This window comes from Nitrospinota bacterium (assembly GCA_009873635.1).
Lineage (GTDB): Bacteria > Nitrospinota > Nitrospinia > Nitrospinales > VA-1 > LS-NOB.
Genome location: WAHY01000004.1, coordinates 34,054 through 53,082 on the forward strand (window position 1 = coordinate 34,054; position 19,029 = coordinate 53,082).

Consider the following 19,029-nt stretch of genomic DNA (forward strand, 5'->3'; position numbering starts at 1 on the left):
AGATTTTTGTTTAACAGAATATCTACTTTGTCAGGATCGAACCGTGCTCCTGAATTTCCAACCGCACAAAAAATTCTCCCCCAATTCGGGTCTTCTCCGAACAATGCGGTTTTGACCAGGGAAGATGTTGCAATGGAATTCGCTATCAGGTAAGCCTGCTTTCGTGTCTTTCCACCTTGGACACGGACCGTGACAAACTTGGTTGCTCCTTCCCCATCCAGGACAATTTTTGATGCAAGGTTTTTACAGATTGTTGTCAGAGCTTTTAAGAATTCCCTGTAGCCAGGTGTTCCGAATTTTATCGGTGAGTTATTTGCCTTTCCATTTGCAAGAACTATGACACAGTCGTTGGTACTGTTATCACCGTCCACAGTGATGCGATTAAACGAACGATCAGCGGCTTCAACAAGGGCTTTTTTTAGAGTTTCCGAATCGATCACCGCATCGGTGTATAAAAAACCAAGCATGGTGGCCATATTCGGGTGAATCATTCCCGATCCTTTTGTGATTCCACCGATCGTGATTTTCTTCCCTTTATAGGTGTATTGAATACGATCCGATTTTGATACCAGGTCGGTTGTCATGATCGCTTCAGCGGCACTGGTCCAGTGTTTGGCAGTCTTGCCAAGTTTTTTCACCAATTGTGGCGTGGCTTTCAAAATTTTATCGGAGGGAAGTGGAACTCCTATCACTCCGGTGGAAGCGATTAGAACTTCTTTTTGAGGTATGGATAATTCTTCGGAAACCTTTTTTGTGATCGCGTCACAATCTTTCATGCCTTTTGGCCCGACGACGGTATTGGCGTTTCCACTGTTGACAACAATGGCTCGGCAACTGCCGGATTTGGCCAGGGCCCGCTTGCTCCAGGTTACACCAGGGGATACAACAAGGTTTTTAGTGAAAATACCCGCAGCAGTGGCTGGAACATCGGAAACCACCAAAGCAAGATCTTTAATGTTTTTTGGTTTAATGCCACAACTCATCCCTACGGCTTTGAAGCCGGGAACGGACGGATTGCGATTCTTTGAAAACTTCATGATGTCTAAGGAAAAACTGCCGGGGACATAAGACCGGTTTTTTCATCCAGTCCCAGCATGATATTCATATTCTGGATAGCTTGTCCTGAAGCCCCTTTAATCAGGTTATCGAGCGCACTTGTAATTATAAGACGCTGGTTCCTTGTATCCACCTTAAGGCCTATATCGCAAAAGTTAGAAGATAGAACATGTTTGCTGCTGGCGAACTTGCCGGGATTCAACACGCGCACAAAACTTTCATCTTTATAAAAATCGCGATAGTGTTCGACTATTTTTTTATCGTCAATGGATTCATTTAGATTAATGTAAACTGTGCTCAACATACCCCGGGTCATGGGTACCAGATGCGGGGAAAAAGTAATGTTTACGGTTTTGCCTGCCAAAGCTGAAAGTTCTTGCTCCATTTCAGGTGTATGCCTGTGACCGGCAAGACCATAGGGACTGATACCTTCGTTGGCCTCGGTGTAGTGTGTGGTCAGGGAAGGTTTGCGTCCGGCCCCGGAAACACCGGACTTACTGTCTGAGATGATTGAGTCAAGGTCAACCCAATCTGTTTTAAGAAGCGGTGCTAATGCCAGAATCACGCTGGTTGGATAACAACCTGGGTTGGCAATCAACTTTGCTGCTCGAATGGATTGACGATGCAGTTCCGGCAATCCATACACGGCCTGCTTAAGAAGTTCAGGGTGAGTATGGGTGACGGAGTACCAGTCTGAATAAGCTTCAGGGTCTTTCAACCGATAGTCTGCGCTCAGGTCGATAATTTTGCAGTCAGACTTTAGATAAACAGGAAGCTTGTCCATAGCCGCTAAATGGGGCAAAGCCAGAAATAAAATAGAACATTTTTCTGCGATGTTGTCTTCAAGAGGATGAAGTGGGAGATCAACAACTCCATTCAAAGCAGGAAAAACCTCAGCAATGTTTTGACCCTGGAAAGTTTCTGAAGTCAAAACCGTGAGTTCTACATCCGGGTGTCCGGAAAGAAGTCGGATTAACTCCAAACCTGTGTATCCACTAGCTCCAGCTATACCTATTTTAACCATAGAAATGTTTGCCTGATTCGAGGGGATTATTCTATCCCTTAATTTTATTGAATTGATGCTTCAGAGGGGCAGGCTACAAACTACCATACCATAATGGGCGGTTTTGTTTCAGGCCTGAATAGTATGAGCGCTGGAATCTATTGTCAGCGCGCAAAGAATTATCTTGGAAATAAGCCCCAATATCCATCGGGCTTGGCCCGATTAGCGTTTGGAGAATTGGAATTTTTTGCGTGCCCCGGGTTGACCGTATTTCTTTCTTTCTACGGTTCTTGAGTCCCGAGTGAGGAATCCAGCTTTTTTCAGAGGTGCCCGCAAACTTGCGTCGGTCAAAATAAGAGCACGGGATATACCCAATCGCAATGCGCCGGACTGGCCGGAAAGCCCTCCGCCTTGTACGGTGGCCTGGATATCTATTGACTTTAAAGTGTCAGTCGTGATCAACGGGTGCTTGATGATGCACTCAAGGCTTTCCCGGCAAAAATATTCTTTAATGGACTTGTTGTTAACTGTAATATTGCCGGTGCCTTTTTGAATCCATACTTTAGCGATAGATTCTTTGCGTTTTCCCGTTGCGTAAAATTTTTCGATGGTGCCTTCCATAATCGTTATTGCTCTCTTAGTTTAAAAAGTTTAGATACCAACTAGTTCCGGATTCTGACTTGTATGCGGGTGCTGTTCGTCATTGTAAATTCTAAAATTGTTGTGCAGAGATCTGCCCAATCTTGTTTTCGGCAGCATTCCCTGAATTGCCTTTTTCAGCAAGTCAGAAGGTTTTTTTTCAAGAACCTGTTTTGCTGTGACGGATTTGATTCCCCCCGGCCAACCGGTATGATGATAATAAATTTTGTCGTCCCATTTTTTTCCGGACAACTTAACTTTTGCGGCGTTAATGATAATTACATTATCCCCAGCATCAACGTGAGGTGTGAAAGTGGGCTTGGTCTTGCCGCGAATAATTGATGCTGCTTTGCTGGCAACTCGCCCTAATGGCTTATCAGCTGCATCAATCACCACCCATTTTTTAACGACATCGGCCTTTTTAGCAAAAAACGTTGTTTTCATTATTTTTCGGTTTCAGTAAATATTTATTTTTGATCGTGTAAACCGGCTATAATAAAGGAGATACCTGTACCTGTCAACTGTAAATCAAAATTAATTCAACGGATGTCTGGCTGGTTTCTTTACTTTATTTTGACCGGAAAATAGATTAAATTAGCGTGTTTAATGCTATTTTGATCTTATAAGCTAACTATATGGAAAATATGATAATAGAGCAACAAAATGCCGAAGCCTCCAACACCGCTGGGGATGTGGCAAAAAAAGAGCTGGACCGATCCATTGAGCGATCACGCGAGTTTTTGTTATCCCGCCAGACTGAAGAAGGTTATTGGGTGGACGAGCTGGAGGCCAATGTAACAATATCGGCTGAATATATATTCTTCATGCATTTCACCGACCGTCTGGATTTGGCCAAACAGGAAAAGGTCGTAAAATATCTGCTTCACCAGCAAAGGGAGGATGGTAGCTGGCCACTATTTCATGGTGGTCTGTGTGATATCAACTCAACAGTAGAATCGTATATGGCCCTGAAAATGGCCGGCCTGCCTGCTGACCGGGAAGAGATGGTGCGAGCTCGGCAGGCTATATTTGCCAATGGCGGCATAAAAAATACCCGGGTCTTCACTAAAATCTTTCTCGCCATGTTTGGCCAGATTTCCTGGGATGTTTGTCCGGCAGTACCTGTGGAATTGATTTTGTTTCCAAACTGGTTCCCTTTCAATATCTATGAGATTTCGAGTTGGTCCCGCGGTACTGTGGTTCCCCTCTCTGTAGTGCGTTCCTTCGAACCGGTCCATGAACTGCCTGAGGGATGTGATGTTCAGGAGTTGTTTACCAAAAACGATCAGGATCTGGATTTCAAACCCAGCGGACTGCCATTCACAAGCTGGAGGGATACTTTTATTTATCTGGACCGACTCATAAAGACCGTAGGGAAGTTTCCGTGGAAGCCATTTCGCAAAAAAGCCTTGCGTAAAGTTGAAGAATGGACTCTGGACCATCAGGAGGAAGAGGGCGATTTCGGGGGCATTCAACCGGCCATGTTCAATTCTTTGTTAGCGTTTCACCTTTTAGGATATTCCAGGGATCATGCAGCCTGTGTGAAAGGAATGGAGGCGGTTGACCGCTTCATGCTCGAAAAAGATGGGCGAATGTGGATGCAGGCTTGTGTTTCACCTTTATGGGACACAGCCATTTGCTCTAATGCCTTGTTGGATTCGGGGTTGCCTTCGAACCACCCGGCTCTGGTGAAATCGGCTGAATGGATTATCAGCAAGCAGGTGGTCAAACGCGGCGACTGGCAAGTGAAAAATCCGGATGCGGAGCCAGGCGGCTGGGCTTTTGAATTTTACAATGAACTGTATCCCGATACTGATGATACCGCAGAGATACTGCTTTTTCTCAACCGGGCTGAAGTCCCTGATAACCGCTGGAAATTAAGTGAATGCCAGCGGGCGATGGACTGGTTGTTGAGCATGCAGAGCAAGAATGGAGGTTGGGGTGCTTTTGATGTGGATAACGACAAGGAAGTTCTCAACGAAGTTCCCTTTGCCGACCATAAAGCGTTGCTGGATCCTCCTACTGTCGATGTAACAAGCCGGATTATCTGGATGTTGGCAAAATGGGGGTTCACAAAAGATCATCCCAGGGTTAAACGTGCTCTTGAATTTGTCAAAGATCGGCAGGAGTTGGATGGCTGCTGGTTTGGCAGGTGGGGAGTGAATTATATTTATGGGACGTTTCTGGCTTTGAACGGTTTGAAAGCCATTGGTGAGGATATGAAGGCACCCTTCAGCAGAAAAGCTGTGCGCTGGCTTGAAAGCCATCAAAATGAAGACGGGGGCTGGGGTGAAACCTGTCAAAGCTACGCGGAACCCAGTCTGCGCGGCCGTGGTCAAAGTACCGCCTCGCAAACTGCATGGGCCTTGCTGGGTCTCCTCGCCGCTGGTGAGGAACATAGTCCTGTTGTAGAAAAGGGAGTTCGTTATTTAATCGAAACACAAAAAGATTCGGGGGAGTTTTCTGGAAGCTGGTGGGAGGAGGAGTTTACCGGCACTGGATTTCCCATCCATTTCTTCATCAAATATCATATGTATCAGCACTTCTTCCCATTGATGGCTTTGTCCCGCTACCGTCGGTCAACGACCGAGAGTAGTTAGCAATAGCCCCTTGGCAGGGGAGGCAGGTAGAATTAATTTTCAGCCTAGAGAGATATTTTCAGGCAGCAAAAGCTATTGCTCGTTGGCCGCCGGGACTCCCCGCTACATCTCACCTTCGATGTCTTCAAACGGATACAGCTTTTCGTATTGCAGAGCCAGTACAATACGAGGATCCTCGGTGAAACTTTCGTTGATGACACTTAAAAGCGTGGCCCCTTCAGTGATAAATTTTTTCAGGCTCGCGTCATCAGTGATAATGCGTTGCGAAAGATCATCATAAAGATCCAGAATGCTAGTTGCCAAACCCAAAGACTCGCCTATTTTAGAATAAGAGACATCGCGGTCACGGCTTTTAATGGCAAACTCTGCAAAACGTACCCACCTGTCTATATCACCCGGCACTTCTCCCAGGTTGAGGAAATAATTTGTGTAGCCTTCTTTCCCCATGCTCTCAAACCTTTGTACCGTCTTAGTACCCCAGGCATCTAGACGAACACCTTTAGCGTTCTTGCAAATGTGTCGGACAGAAAATACTAACCGGTTCAACTGGCTGTCCAACTGCATGCCGTCATTGGAATAAGGTTTGGACTTTACATTTCTTTCGTATGCCTGCCAGACAACACCGCGTTTTTGCACTTCAATTCGTCTCTTATTCAGGGCATTGGCCTTATCAGCACAATCCTGTTCTGTCTTTACATTAATAGCTTTAGATTGCTTCAGTTTGGACGCCAGGGCGGGATCGATTGAAATTTTAGTAACTTTGCTATTGGCTACGTCATCTATAGTATCGCTGGTTTTTCGCGTTGATTCCTTGCGCACCCAGGTGTTTTCTTTTACTGGCATCCTGAAGGCAGTTTTTTCGACTACATCTTCGCCTTCAACTCCATTGCCACAACCCGTTACCATGACCAATAAAATAGATACTATTGGTGCGTACTGCATATCTGTATACCTCTTTTATACTTATTTGGGTTTTTAAATGAAGTTAATGTTATACACTAAAATTCTTCTGCTTGCAGTGATTTAAGACCGTTTAACCTATAAATGTTTCAATAGTTAAGATGAATGATCCCCCCCCTCTCAACTATCTCAACCAGCCAAAATAAAAGACAACTTCAGCATGAAGACACTCTGCCAGCTAAATTGCAAATGATCCTTGCATTGTCGCAATGCAGAGCAATGAGTGTCAAAAAAATGGTGGATAAATGAAGAACTTTACCATTCCATAGCCATTTTGCCTCGCCTCAGACAATCAGATCCACGCACTCAGAAACCCCATAACCCCATATATTCAATAGGGTTATTTTAATTTCGCTGGCGTGTATCCCTTAAAACCTGGCCAAGGCATACGAATTGCAAAACACATTAAGTGATACACGTATAATGACGATAAGACCATAAAATATTAAAGGTTTAAATACTATGAACATGAAAAAATTCTATTGTTTAATGATCTTGTCCATTTTTATCTCAGGTTGTGAAGTGAAGATGGGACCATCGCAGTTCTGGAGTAAAGTTTTCCGTACCCAGACAGATTCCAATTACTACAAAAGTAAATCCGAAGACTTGATTCAAACTTTGACCTCGGATATTGAAGAATATGAAATCAACAAAGTCACGGTTATGGATCTGGTTGATGAAAAAGACAAGCTTCCAGTCCTCGGAGAATATCTAACCTCAAGGATCGTCGAAGCGATCACTAAAAAATATTTTTTCAAAGATAAGATTTTCCGGGTCGCGCAAAAGGGAGAAGTCAATGCGGTGATGGAGAATTTAAACCTCGAACCTTCCTACTCTTATAACAAAGAAGAAATTCGGGAGATGGGTAAGGCGCTTAACTCTCAGGCTCTTATTACGGGTAAAATCACCGACCTTGGGACAAACATTGATGTCCATCTCACTTTGACAGATGTCATGAGCGGAGAAGTGATCGCGTCCGCCACCGAACATCTCACGCGGACCAAATTCGCCGTCGAGATGCTTCGCCATCACTAGGCGTGCCAGCGTGACGCTGGATCCAAACTCCACAGCATATTGGGATAACGGGTAAGCTCAGCTAAAAATTAAATGTTAATTGCTACCCTCGCTAGAGGGGGCTGTAAGGGCTTCCCGGCTTAGTTTAAACGGGAGGCGGCGGGTTGTCTGCTGGATGTTTTTGCGGTTTTTTTAGTTTTTTTAGCGGCAGGTTTTTTCTTGAGTTTGAACTTCTTATCGAACGAGTGTTTGATCACTTCGTCCATCGTTTTGGCGGGATAAAACTGTATTTTCTTCCGGACGTTTTCGGGGATGTCCGGAATATCTTTTTCGTTTTCAGCAGGGATAACCAGATTGGTGATGTTGAACCTGTGCGCTGCCAGAACCTTTTCTTTGAGTCCTCCAATGGGTAGAACTTTTCCAGTCAGGGTCAGTTCTCCGGTCATTGCCAGCTCGGGGCGCAAAGGTGTTTTGGTCAATGCTGAGACCAGGGCAACTGCCATAGTGATACCGGCTGAAGGTCCATCTTTGGGAACAGCGCCTTCGGGAATATGTATGTGGAAATCATTTTTCTGGTAGAAGTTAGCAGCAAGCCCTAAATCTTTTGCGCGGGACCTGACATAGCTCATTGCGGCCTGTGCTGATTCTTTCATCACATCGCCAAGTTGTCCGGTGGGCACCAATTTTCCTGTACCAGGCAAAACGGTAACTTCAATGGCGAGGGTCTCGCCTCCAACTTCGGTCCATGCCAGCCCGGTAGCAGTGCCGATCTCCAAGGGGCCATCTGAATCAGACTTTTTGAATTTAGGGATACCAAGATATTTTTCCAGCACGGACGGTGTGATTTTTACGCTGGTCTTCTTGCCCTTTTCGACGACAGCCTTAACTACTTTTCTGCAGAGGGTGGCTATTTCCCGCTCCAGGTTTCTCACACCAGCTTCACGGGTGAAATCGTGGATGATTCTATCAATAGCTTTGTCAGAAATTTCCAGATTCTTTTTGGTCAGGCCATGTTCCGGTATTTTTTTTGGGATGAGAAAACTTTTTGCGATGCCCATTTTTTCCTGATCGGTGTAACCCGGCAATCGCAGCACTTCCATCCTGTCAAGCAAAGGTTGCGGAATGGAATGCAGAACATTGGCGGTACAGATAAAAAGCACATTGGAGAGGTCGTAATCGACTTCCAGATAATGGTCATTGAAACTGGAGTTCTGTTCGGGGTCAAGCACTTCCAGCAAGGCGGAAGATGGGTCTCCACGGAAATCGGCGTTCATTTTGTCGATTTCATCGAGCATGAAAACCGGATTGTGGACACCGGCTTTTTTGATACCTTGGATAATTTTACCCGGCAAGGCTCCAATATAAGTTCGGCGGTGCCCTCTGATTTCTGCCTCATCACGCACACCGCCCAGTGAGACCCGGACGAACTTGCGGCCCATTGCCTTGCCGATGGATTGTCCTAACGAAGTTTTGCCCACACCCGGCGGACCGACAAGGCAGAGGATAGGACCCCTGATTTTTTTGACCAGTTTCAATACTGCCAGGTGTTCGGTAATTCGTTCTTTAACTTTTTCGAGACCGTAATGGTCTTTATCTAAAATTTTCTGGGCTTCGGCAATTTTGATTTTTTCAGCGCCGGCGCCTTTTTTCCATGGCAGGTCTGTGAGCCATTCTATATAAGTTCGGGCAACCGTTGCTTCAGCGGACATGGGCTGCATCAACTCAAGACGCTTTAATTCTTTCACTGCTTTTTCATTAATATCCTTGGGCATTTTGGCTTTTTTGATTTTCTGTTTGAGTTCATCCATATCGGTTTTGAACTCATCACGTTTGCCCAGCTCTTTCTGGATAGCTTTGATCTGTTCGTTGAGATAAAACTCTTTTTGACTGCGTTCCATTTGCTTACGCACCCTGCCATGAACGCGTTTTTCAATTTTAAGGACTTCCATCTCGGATTTTAAAATACCAAGAAGTTTATTCAGCCTGTCTGCAGGGTTAAGGGTTTCAAGCAAGTCTTGTTTTTCCTGAGTTTGAAACACCATATAGGCAGCAATGGTATCTGCGTAACGGTGTGGCTCGAGAATATTGGAGCTTGCGGCAACAGCTTCGAGAGGAATTTTTTGATTCAGTTTTACATATTGTTCGAACACCGTACCGACACTTCGCATCAGCGCTTTCACATCTGGAGTGAGTTGGTCGTTTTCATGGATGCGGCTGACTTCTACTTCAAAATAGTCTGGATTCTCAATGAAAGATTCAATTCGCCCTCTTTGCAGGCCTTCTACCAGAACCTTCATGGTTCCATCGGTCAGTTTTAGGATCTGCAGGATATTAGCGATTGTTCCTGTTTCGTAGATATCCGAGGTTTCGGGTTCGTTATTGTTTGGGTTGCGTTGTGCAGAAAGGAAGATACTTTTCTGCTCGGCCATGGATTTTTCCAGGGCGAGTATGGACTTCTCCCGTCCTACAAACAGGGGAAGCACCATGAACGGAAAAACAATAATATCTCTTAAGGGGAGGAGCGGTAATGCGATTTTTTCTGAACCCATGATTTTAACTGGCCTGTTTTTTGTTTTCGTAAACCAACATGGGTTTTTCGCCTTTAAGGACTACATCGTCATTGATGACAACCTCTTCCACTTCAGGTTTTGAAGGGAGGTCATACATGATATCGAGCATGGTTTCTTCCATAACTGCGCGCAGTCCCCTTGCCCCGGTTTTTCGTTCGGTTGCTTTTTCTGCAATGGCGCGTACTGCGGAGTCAGTAAATTTCAGTTTGGTGTTTTCAAACTCAAATAATTTTTTATATTGTTTTACTAACGCGTTCTTAGGTTCGGTCAAGACTTTTACCATGGCGTCAATAGTAAGTTCTTTCAGTGTGGCGACGGCTGAAAAACGTCCTACAAACTCTGGAATGAGTCCATACTTGAGGAGGTCTTCCGGCTGTGTCTTCTCAAAAATATCTTCTTCATCAATTTCCTTTTTGGAAACGACCTCTTGTCCGAAGCCGAGGCTTTTCTTTCCAATTCTGTTGCGAATCAAAGATCCAAGCCCAACGAAAGCACCGCCGCAGATGAAAAGGATATTGGTGGTGTTGACCTGTAAAAATTCCTGATGAGGGTGTTTACGTCCACCCTGTGGGGGTACGCTGGCCGTTGTGCCCTCAATGATTTTCAAAAGTGCTTGTTGAACTCCTTCACCCGAGACATCACGTGTGATTGACAGATTTTCTGATTTTCTGGAAATTTTATCGATTTCATCAATGTAAATAATGCCACGCTCGGCTTTTTCAACATCGTAATCAGCGCTTTGCAAAAGTTTTAAGATGATGTTCTCAACATCTTCACCGACATAACCGGCCTCTGTCAGCGTGGTCGCATCTACAATAGTGAAGGGAACATCAAGAATTCTCGCCAGGGTCTGTGCCATGAGTGTTTTCCCGGACCCGGTCGGACCTATCAAGAGAACATTACTTTTTTGCAGTTCCACATCATCCATGTCGGCATTGGAATCGATTCTTTTGAAGTGATTGTGAACCGCAACGGACAGGATTTTCTTACAGCGTTCCTGCCCAATAATATATTGGTTTAAATGTTTGTATAAATCATGTGGTTTGAGAAGGTGCTGGAAGTCTTCGCCCTTTTCCTGGGCCCACTCTTCCACCATTATTTCATTGCAAAGTTCAATACACTCGTCACAAATGTAGACACTTGGTCCGGCAATCAGTTTTTTGACTTCTTCCTGACTTTTACCACAAAATGAACAGCGGTAATTTCCGGTGGTTGTACTTTTCTTTGCCATAAAGCCCTCGGTTTAGGTTGAATTGCTTATTCTATAGAATCAACTCTTCTTTTTATTTTTATCATCTGAACCGGATTCATCCCGGTTAGCGATGACACTGTCAATGAGGCCATAACTTTTGGCTTCTTCTCCGGTCATATAATGATCCCTCTCGGTATCTTTGTTGACCTGGGAAATGTTTTTACCGGAATGCTTCGACAAAATACCGTCAAGGATAGCCCGGATTCTGGTAATCTCCTTTGCCTGGATTTCAATATCGGTGTGTTGACCTTGAAATCCACCACTGGGTTGATGGATCATGATACGGGAATGTGGTAGGGCAAACCTCTTTTTAGGCGCCCCGGCAGCTAGAAGCAATGCCCCCATACTGGCTGCCTGACCTATGCAAATAGTCTGAACATCGGGTTTGATATATTGCATGGTGTCATAGATTGCCATTCCCGAACTGACCTGTCCTCCCGGGCTGTTTATATAAAGATAGATATCCTGATCAGGCTCATCTGACTCAAGAAATAGCAGCTGGGCAATGATCAGGTTAGCCATATGATCTTCAATAGCACTTCCTATAAAAATGATGCGATCTTTAAGCAGGCGTGAATAAATATCGTAAGATCTCTCGCCTCTGCTGGTTTGTTCAACTACGATGGGTACCAACTGGTTGTATGTTTCTGTCATGATTTTCTCGAGATTAGAAATTGGGCAAGGAAAAACTTTTATCTGGACCGGAATGCGGTCCAGAAACTGTTTTTTGCTTGTAAGTCATTAAAAAATAATTAGATATCTTTGTAATGGTTGATTTTTAATTATCAGCAATTAAATCTTTTCTGTCAACTATTTCTTCTTTGATCGTAACTTTTTCAAGTGCGGCGTCGAGGGTTTTATCTCTTTTCATTCGGCTATGAAGGCGGGCCAAAACCCCGTTTTTTTCCCATTCGCGTTTTATCTGTTGCAGGTTGCCCCCACCCAATAATTTGGACATGTTTTCGACTTCTTTCTCCAGCTCTTCTTCGCTGACCTGGGAATCAAGATCACGGGATAACTGGTCGAGTATCAATTCTTCCTGAAGAGCTTTCATGGCAGGTTCACGATATTGTTTGAGCTGCTCAGGTGTTACTTCTGTACCATGATCATGGTCATGATCGTGATCGTGTTTTTGCCCTCCTGCTTTCTCCTGTGTTTTCCTGGCTTGCTCGACCATGAACTTGACTTGCTCTTTAATCAGGCCTTCAGGTAGATCGATTTGGTTTTGTTCGCTGATTTTCTCCGTCAGCTGTTTTTTTATCGCTTTACGAGCTTCTTTGCGTTCAAACTCTTCCAACTCAGAGCGAATCTTCTTATTCATGTCATCCAGGCTTTCAAAGTCTTTGTCCACGATATTTCTGGCGAACTCATCGTCGAGATCGGGTAGCTTTTGTACCTGAATGCCTTTCAGGACAATTTGAAAGTCGACATCTTTTCCGGCTATTTCCTTGTTGTGGTAGTCCTCGGGAACTTGAACCGTGATGTCACGTGTCTCGCCAATTTCCATTCCAATCATTCCCTTGTCCAGTCCCTCAATCAATTGCCCACCACCTGCCTGAATGATTTGGTCTTTTGCCATTCCTCCTTCAAAGGGCTCGTCGCCAATCTTACTGGTAAAATCTATCTTCAGCAAATCCTTGTCTTGTGCGGGCCGGTCGGTCACATCGACATTCGCAGCTTTATGTTGGCGCATTGTTTCGATTGTTTTATTGATATCATCTTCGGTGATCCTCGGGGTTTTCATTTCCAGTTCTATGCTCGAGAAGTCCTTGATTTCCAATGTGGGGAGCACTTCGATAGAAGCAGAAACTGAAATATCTGTGCCTTCTTCGGCACTGACATCCATGACATGGGGTTGACCCACTGCCCTGAGGTCTTTTTCGACAATGGCTTTATTGAGTTGGTCGCTGATCAGGCTGCTCAATACTTCCCTTTTTACTTCCGGGCCAAACTTTTTTTCCAGCATGGCTATGGGAACTTTTCCTTTTCGGAATCCGGGAACATTAACCTCTCTCCCAAGCTTCTTGTAATACTCTTTCAGTTTAGTATCGTAATCCTGATGAGGGATTTCGAACTTGATTTTTTTATTGCAGGAATCAACGTCTTCTATCTCAATCTTCATAAATTTCCAACCCGTTAAAGAGTGCGGATGGAGGGAGTCGAACCCCCACGGTTGCCCACTGGATCCTAAATCCAGCGCGTCTGCCAATTCCGCCACATCCGCATTTATAAATCAATGTTTTAATATTTTAGTTACCCGGATTTTTCAGCTGTTTTGTGGGCTGACCCCTCGCAGAAAACCTCTATAAGCAATATATCATTTAATGAGAACGGATTCTGCAAATATCTAGATTTCAGGGGATTTTTCATCTTTTTCCATCTCGGAGTGCAGATTCGAGATTTCCTGCTGGAGGTTTTCGAAATCGACTTGCCCTTTTTCGCAATACTTTCTGAGGTAGGAGTACATGATGAACACGCAAGTCCATTCATCAAAAATTTCTTCACTGTTTTCGCAACGTTTCTCCAAAGCGGATAAGCTGTTTTCAATCTGTTCCATTAACTTGCAGAAATTAAGGACCTCATTATTTGTATCCAGCTCTTCATCAATTTTCAGGTTGCCAACTTTATGTTCATTGGGTGAGTCCCTGAGTGCCTGATACTGGTCTTCAATCTGTTCCAGATCGATTCCAGAGCTTTCACAGTAAAGCCGTAAATTACTGAAGCTGATAAACAGGCATTCATATCCACCTATTTCAGTAGTTTCCTCATTCTCATCCGATACCAAATGGGAAATATCTTCTTCGATAGCGTCAAGCATGTCAAAGAAACCATCGAGTGGAGTTTGGTTGTTGGAATCGCTCTGGCCCATTAATTTATACTGATCTGGGTTTTCGATCTTTCGGAACGACCCTGGCGTTGGCTTGGTAATAGCCTTTGGGGAGGGTCAGGCCTGGGTAGACCCAGACTTCTTTCCCGACCAATGTACCTGGGCAGATAATAGCATTACAACCAAGCTCCGCGTTGTCGCCGATCACTGCGCCCAGTTTTTCCATTCCGGTGTCCAGGGTTTCAGAATCGAGGGGAATGTTGATAGGTTTTATGTAGCCCTTGAGCTTTTCATCAGCACTTCTAAATTGCAGATTGGCCAGTTTCGATCCAGCGCCAAGGTTCACATGGCTTCCAATGATGCTGTCGCCAATGTAATTGAAATGTCCGGCTTCAGTATGATCCATGATAATGCTGTTTTTTAATTCTGTTGTATGGCCTATCACACAGTGGTTGCCAATCAGCGCGTTTCCTCGTATATAGGCCCCTTGCCTGATGTCGCAATCTTCGCCTATTATTGCGGGTCCTTTTATTATGGCCGAAGGTTCTAACTGGGTTCCCTTGCCAATGAATATATCCAGTTCTTTCAAATAAACAGGCTCAGCCATTTCAATCCAGTTTTCAACATAAATGCCCTTACCACCCCGGTGAAAACTGGATGAATCCAGGGTGGTTTTCACACCCTGCAAATGGGATACATAGGATCCACTTTGAGCTTTTTGATTTAATAGCTTTTCCAATATGGAACCCAATGTTTTCAAAGGGTCCCACACTCTTTCGCAATCTGCAAAGATCTCGCTGTATGGTTCTTTCAAGTCTGAAAAAAACAGGTTTATATCTTTCACAAAATACCTCCACTAGGCATGTTGCCAACGAGCAATGGCTTTTGCTGCCTGAAAATATCTCTCTCGGCTTAAAGAGCTAATGCTAATTGCTACCCTTGCTAGAGGGGCTACTAGGCATGTTGCCAACGAGCAATGGCTTTTAATGGCCGAAAGTTTTTATCTCGGCTGAAAATTAACTGTTAATTGCCTCCCCTGCCAAGGGGTTAGTGGAGTATATACCACTTGCCGAGCGGGGTCAGTCTGTTTCCTTCCGGACTGGGTTGAATCAAGTTTTGTTTTCTCATCTCATCGATCAGCCTGGACCTGTATTGTTTTTTTATTTCAAGTTTTTCGTCAATCACTGGTTGAGACGCTATTTGGCTGAGAGCGTACAATTCCATTTTGTATAAAGCGTGTTCGGGGTCTTTAAGTAGAGAGAACAAAAGCTTTTGGGTTTCGATTCCTATTTTTTTCAGTTTGCCGGCATCTGATTTTCTGCCACGCAAATTGACACTGATTTTATTTTCGGTGCCTGAATTTCTAACAAAGACACCGGCTTTTCCCGCTGCAAGGGAAATGTATAACATATCTGGATCATCAGGGAAATTGCGGGTTTTGCAGGTATAACCATTTAGTTTTGCTGTCTGATATATTTGTTTTTTTACTTTTTTCCAAACAGAAGAATCCCTGCAGAACATTTCCTGACGTATGTAATAAGTATAAAGAGTGGATTTAAAACCTGGAGGAAAAGGTTGTCGAATGGACTGGATATACTTTTCCGGTTTAAGGGTTTTTGCCAGATGTTCGGTCGAGGCGAAAGTGTTGAGGGCGCTTTTTAACCCGTTACCGGAATACACCTGTAAGCTTTTTTTGTCAGGCAGGGTCAGGAAGCCGGTTGTGATATTGTGTCCCGTTTCCTCGCTGCCTACTGCTAAAATATCGCTTCCGGGTACATCAGGGTTTTCGCCAATGGAAGCATCAAGTTCGATAAGAGGTTTTATACTTGTCACACCAGATTTTTGTAACGGTTTGATCTTATTTTTAAGTTGTGACTGCTTTTTCTTTGCAAGCTTGGCAGTGAGCAGTTTTTGCTCTATCAGAGCTAAACGTATTTTAAGCAGAATCCATTTGTCACCTACAGCGGTTAGAAGTGGGTTTAATCCGATAGACCTTGCATAGGTAGAAGCATTGAGGTCACTTTCTACAGTATTGATATAAAGGGATCCTCTGCAATTATCTTGAGATACCAGATATTGCGCCTGCAAAATGGCCGTTTCATCTCCACTCAAGACCCATACGATGTCTTTAAAAGGGTCGTACTCCAGCCTGAAAAAACGGTCGCCATCGGCATCGAAGATCGCAGCGGCGATTCTTTTTTTACCGGATTTTGCAGCTTTCCTGTGAGCCCGCGCAATTTCGAAAAGTTTTGTAACAGCTTTATGGCGATAAAATCGACCGCCAGGTTTTGCTATCATTTCTGAGGATATGTATGGACATCCTTCAAGATCTGCGACTCCTGATCGCAAATTGACGGCACCACTCTTGCCTGCGTTCACTTCATAGACCTTGTTTACTCCAGCATCTCGAAATATTTGTGCGGCTATTCCCGACAGCGAGCCATAGGCCGGGTCTACAATCAGTATGAGGGATTTAAAATAGTCTCGAGAATCGATCCAGGAGTTTTCAGGTTGGAGGGAAAAGTTCCGAAAAAGTTCTAGCGCTTTTTCTCGACAATTTGTTTGTCTTCCCTTTATGGAAGTCTTTTTTAAATTAGCAAAGTTTTGTTTGATAATACTTTGGGTCAAAATGGCATCATCAGCTGGTAAGGGCTTCATACCATGAAAGGGTAGAAAGAGTTTAATGCCATTCTGGTCTTTGGGGTTGTGGGAGGCTGTAACCATTATCCCACCATCAGTTCGTTCATGAAGCATGAATAGAGGCACCAGGGGGGTTGGGACGATACCCAGAACGAGTGCATTACCCCCTGCTTTGCGTACTCCCCGAATAACCGCATCCGTAAAAATACCTGAAGGGTCTCTCGGGTCCCATCCGATTACAATAGTTTTGTTGGAAGTTTTTTTTCCGGGCTGGTTTTTTACAAAACAAAATGCATAGAGTTCCATGAACTCTTCTGTAATCCATCCCTTTTCCAGAAAAACCTGCTGAGGGGTTTTTCTCCCGCATTCAGAATCTTTAGCCAGCCTGATTTCCCTACGCACTCCATCTGTACCCTGCAGACGGTAGGGTGCGGTTTTTGGCAATGAACTTGTTTTTTGTTTCATGAAAATTTGAATATTCAGAAAAAAGGAGGTCACCAGCGGTCCGGTGATTGTAACATAGCGCCTCTAAAAGAAAGAAGATGGACAGTTGTATTTATAAGTAATGAGCCTGATTTTAGGCTCTTAGAGCATTGAAAATTAAAAGGATTTGATGGATTTTAAATTGTGGGGAGGTTAAAATTAATTCATCCCATAAAAATAATCATATTAATTATCTGATTTTAAAGGGGGTAGGGTTATGGCATTTAACGCTTATGTGAGTAAAGAAACCGTTGATGCGGTGATTCGAACATCGGGGGAGAAAATAGAAGGGAAGATTTCGAAATTCCCAAGCAATCGTCTTTTGGATATGCTGAATCAGGGACCAGTCATCACTCCTCATATTTAGCCCTTCGTTCCTCTAGCTCTCGCAACCTCGGCATCACTCTGCTAATCGGATGAGAATACTAACAATTTTCCATTATTACGGCTGGTTTAACAGAAGTTGGATCATATAATTTTCATGCAAGAAAAATAATTTTAGTGTATATTTAAAATTTCACCAAAAATTTATGAGAGACCAAAATGTTTAAAATAAGATTTTTACAATTTATTTTATATGTCGTGTTTACGGGTATTTTTGTTTCAGGGGCTTCTGCTGGACCTGTTGAAGAGACCCCTATGCAAATGTCAATTAAAGAAAATCACTACGATACGCTAAAAGATTTCACTAAATCGAGCGCGCAGATTCCTGAAATTTCTTATGAAAATTTACCTTCTCTTCCGATTGATAATTCACTTAAAAAAAAGCTGAAAACAGTTTCCGATTCAAGACCTGAAGTAAAAAATGAGCAAGACTGTGTTGCTCAGACTAATGAACTTGATAAAAGACGAACTGCTGTTCAAGAGCGCGGTGGCATTTGGCATATTTTTGAAAGTGTTAAAGAGATAAAAGAATATACCAACTATGGTATGCAACTCGACAGTCAAATGAATCGACTGGTGCACTCATTAAAGTATCTTTGCGGAGCTACTAAAGGCATGCAGTTGAACGGCTGGGGTAGAGAAAAAGTAGAAGAGTTGCAAAAGTTAGGAAAAGAAAAAATGCTGGAAAAGTATATTGCCTTTGGTGATGCTAAAGGTGATATTGAAATATGGATAAAATATGCAGAGATTGCTATCGAAAGTAAAAAGCGCAATATTCCCTTTTCCAAAGTCAGAGAATCTATATCTCGTTCAGAAAATATGGTCACCATGTACGAAGAGCTTTCGTTGCGAAAAATAAATGAGGATAATAAAAATTCTTTTTATTTAGAGGCTTCCACTTTACTGAGTACGATTAATGATAGTTTTAAATCTGACCCAAATATCGCCTTGGCTATTGAGGAAGAAAACCTCTTATCCCATACAGATCTAGAAGCAGACTCCGCGTAATATTGACAGATCATACCTGATAAGCAGGCAATGTCAGGTTGGGAAATTGAAATCAGACGTGGTTTGCGGTATTTTGCCGCACTCTATTGACGAGATTTGAAATCATTCTAAAAAGGCAGAGCAGGCTTTAGAGAAGTCTACTGAACAGTTAGCACATATTACTCAGAGTCCAGCCCTAATGGTTATGTGTTTGAACTATTTAAGTGGAGTTTTAGTGTAGTCGATAGCATGTAAAGATCGTTGAAAAGAAATTAGTGATCGACCTAAGATTTGACTTCAGTATTTAGCCCCGTTGAGATTTGAGTTTGGTTGTGGAACGTTGTTTCTCGTTTTTCTATTTTCTGTTGTCCTGCCTTGCTCAGCGGCAAAGAAAGAAAAAAACAGAAATAATTGCACAAGGATGTAAGCGTATGTAAAAAATGTGCTAAATCACTCTGCTAATCGGATGACAATACTACCGATTTGCCATTATTATGGCTGGATTGACAGAAATTATTATTTCCCATTACCATAACCAGTCATCACTCCTTCCTTCTTATTAGCCGATCATTTACTTGCAACGCCATAAGAGACTCGTGAATTGGATTCAGCAA

The 19,029-nt window shown here is 43.5% G+C and carries 15 protein-coding genes and 1 tRNA gene; 3 read left to right on the forward strand and 13 right to left on the reverse strand.

Annotation, left to right across the window (positions count from 1 at the left end; all coding sequences use genetic code 11):
• The 4 genes from argJ to rplM all read right to left on the reverse strand — a co-directional run.
• Positions 1 to 1,037, reverse strand: a 1,037-nt coding sequence (gene argJ / locus F3741_03845) for a bifunctional glutamate N-acetyltransferase/amino-acid acetyltransferase ArgJ (protein ID MZG29934.1), incomplete at its 3' end; no start/stop codon positions are given.
• A gap of 5 nt (positions 1,038 to 1,042) precedes the next feature.
• On the reverse strand, positions 1,043 to 2,080 hold the full coding sequence (locus F3741_03850) for an N-acetyl-gamma-glutamyl-phosphate reductase (GenBank protein ID MZG29935.1): 1,038 nt from the start codon (positions 2,078 to 2,080) through the stop codon (positions 1,043 to 1,045).
• Positions 2,081 to 2,281: 201 nt separating this feature from the next.
• Complete coding sequence (gene rpsI / locus F3741_03855) at positions 2,282 to 2,680, reverse strand: 30S ribosomal protein S9 (GenBank protein MZG29936.1); 399 nt, start codon at positions 2,678 to 2,680, stop codon at positions 2,282 to 2,284.
• Between the two features lie 30 nt (positions 2,681 to 2,710).
• Complete coding sequence (gene rplM, locus F3741_03860) at positions 2,711 to 3,142, reverse strand: 50S ribosomal protein L13 (protein ID MZG29937.1); 432 nt, start codon at positions 3,140 to 3,142, stop codon at positions 2,711 to 2,713.
• Between the two features lie 191 nt (positions 3,143 to 3,333).
• Between rplM and shc the strand changes: the two genes are divergently transcribed.
• Entirely contained in the window at positions 3,334 to 5,298 is a 1,965-nt protein-coding gene (gene shc, locus F3741_03865; protein ID MZG29938.1) for a squalene--hopene cyclase, read from the forward strand.
• A 102-nt stretch (positions 5,299 to 5,400) separates the two neighbouring features.
• On the opposite strand, the gene F3741_03870 is transcribed toward shc, so the two are convergent.
• Positions 5,401 to 6,240 carry a hypothetical protein gene (locus F3741_03870; protein ID MZG29939.1) on the reverse strand — a complete coding sequence of 280 codons (840 nt, stop codon included), beginning with the start codon at positions 6,238 to 6,240 and terminating at the stop codon, positions 5,401 to 5,403.
• A gap of 480 nt (positions 6,241 to 6,720) precedes the next feature.
• On the opposite strand from F3741_03870, the gene F3741_03875 reads away from it, so the two are divergent.
• Complete coding sequence (locus F3741_03875; protein MZG29940.1) at positions 6,721 to 7,293, forward strand: hypothetical protein; 573 nt, start codon at positions 6,721 to 6,723, stop codon at positions 7,291 to 7,293.
• A 119-nt stretch (positions 7,294 to 7,412) separates the two neighbouring features.
• Here the strand turns inward: F3741_03875 and F3741_03880 are convergent, their stop codons facing one another.
• The 8 genes from F3741_03880 to F3741_03915 all read right to left on the reverse strand — a co-directional run bounded on the left by F3741_03880 (position 7,413) and on the right by F3741_03915 (position 17,026).
• A complete protein-coding gene (locus F3741_03880; GenBank protein MZG29941.1) occupies positions 7,413 to 9,821 on the reverse strand; it encodes an endopeptidase La in 2,409 nt (802 codons plus the stop codon).
• 4 nt (positions 9,822 to 9,825) lie between these two features.
• Positions 9,826 to 11,073 carry an ATP-dependent Clp protease ATP-binding subunit ClpX gene (gene clpX / locus F3741_03885; GenBank protein MZG29942.1) on the reverse strand — a complete coding sequence of 416 codons (1,248 nt, stop codon included), beginning with the start codon at positions 11,071 to 11,073 and terminating at the stop codon, positions 9,826 to 9,828.
• 39 nt (positions 11,074 to 11,112) lie between these two features.
• Positions 11,113 to 11,748 carry an ATP-dependent Clp endopeptidase proteolytic subunit ClpP gene (gene clpP / locus F3741_03890; protein ID MZG29943.1) on the reverse strand — a complete coding sequence of 212 codons (636 nt, stop codon included), beginning with the start codon at positions 11,746 to 11,748 and terminating at the stop codon, positions 11,113 to 11,115.
• Positions 11,749 to 11,872: 124 nt separating this feature from the next.
• A complete protein-coding gene (gene tig, locus F3741_03895; protein ID MZG29944.1) occupies positions 11,873 to 13,216 on the reverse strand; it encodes a trigger factor in 1,344 nt (447 codons plus the stop codon).
• Positions 13,217 to 13,238: 22 nt separating this feature from the next.
• Positions 13,239 to 13,318 (reverse strand) — tRNA-Leu (locus F3741_03900).
• 123 nt (positions 13,319 to 13,441) lie between these two features.
• Complete coding sequence (locus F3741_03905; GenBank protein MZG29945.1) at positions 13,442 to 13,963, reverse strand: hypothetical protein; 522 nt, start codon at positions 13,961 to 13,963, stop codon at positions 13,442 to 13,444.
• A 4-nt stretch (positions 13,964 to 13,967) separates the two neighbouring features.
• A complete protein-coding gene (locus F3741_03910) occupies positions 13,968 to 14,765 on the reverse strand; it encodes a glucose-1-phosphate thymidylyltransferase (protein MZG29946.1) in 798 nt (265 codons plus the stop codon).
• Between the two features lie 203 nt (positions 14,766 to 14,968).
• On the reverse strand, positions 14,969 to 17,026 hold the full coding sequence (locus F3741_03915; protein MZG29947.1) for a hypothetical protein: 2,058 nt from the start codon (positions 17,024 to 17,026) through the stop codon (positions 14,969 to 14,971).
• Between the two features lie 561 nt (positions 17,027 to 17,587).
• Here F3741_03915 and F3741_03920 point away from each other — a divergent pair.
• Positions 17,588 to 18,436, forward strand: coding sequence for a hypothetical protein (locus F3741_03920; GenBank protein MZG29948.1), 849 nt, complete (start codon positions 17,588 to 17,590; stop codon positions 18,434 to 18,436).
• Positions 18,437 to 19,029: the final 593 nt, after the last annotated feature.

Coding starts and splice junctions, on each gene's coding strand:
- F3741_03870 (MZG29939.1), bottom strand. CDS start 6,240: ATGCAGTACGCACCAATAGTATCTATTTTATTGGTCATGGTAACGGGT.
- shc (MZG29938.1), top strand. CDS start 3,334: ATGGAAAATATGATAATAGAGCAACAAAATGCCGAAGCCTCCAACACC.
- F3741_03915 (MZG29947.1), bottom strand. CDS start 17,026: ATGAAACAAAAAACAAGTTCATTGCCAAAAACCGCACCCTACCGTCTG.
- F3741_03880 (MZG29941.1), bottom strand. CDS start 9,821: ATGGGTTCAGAAAAAATCGCATTACCGCTCCTCCCCTTAAGAGATATT.
- rpsI (MZG29936.1), bottom strand. CDS start 2,680: ATGGAAGGCACCATCGAAAAATTTTACGCAACGGGAAAACGCAAAGAA.
- F3741_03920 (MZG29948.1), top strand. CDS start 17,588: ATGTTTAAAATAAGATTTTTACAATTTATTTTATATGTCGTGTTTACG.
- rplM (MZG29937.1), bottom strand. CDS start 3,142: ATGAAAACAACGTTTTTTGCTAAAAAGGCCGATGTCGTTAAAAAATGG.
- F3741_03850 (MZG29935.1), bottom strand. CDS start 2,080: ATGGTTAAAATAGGTATAGCTGGAGCTAGTGGATACACAGGTTTGGAG.
- F3741_03905 (MZG29945.1), bottom strand. CDS start 13,963: ATGGGCCAGAGCGATTCCAACAACCAAACTCCACTCGATGGTTTCTTT.
- tig (MZG29944.1), bottom strand. CDS start 13,216: ATGAAGATTGAGATAGAAGACGTTGATTCCTGCAATAAAAAAATCAAG.
- clpX (MZG29942.1), bottom strand. CDS start 11,073: ATGGCAAAGAAAAGTACAACCACCGGAAATTACCGCTGTTCATTTTGT.
- clpP (MZG29943.1), bottom strand. CDS start 11,748: ATGACAGAAACATACAACCAGTTGGTACCCATCGTAGTTGAACAAACC.
- F3741_03875 (MZG29940.1), top strand. CDS start 6,721: ATGAACATGAAAAAATTCTATTGTTTAATGATCTTGTCCATTTTTATC.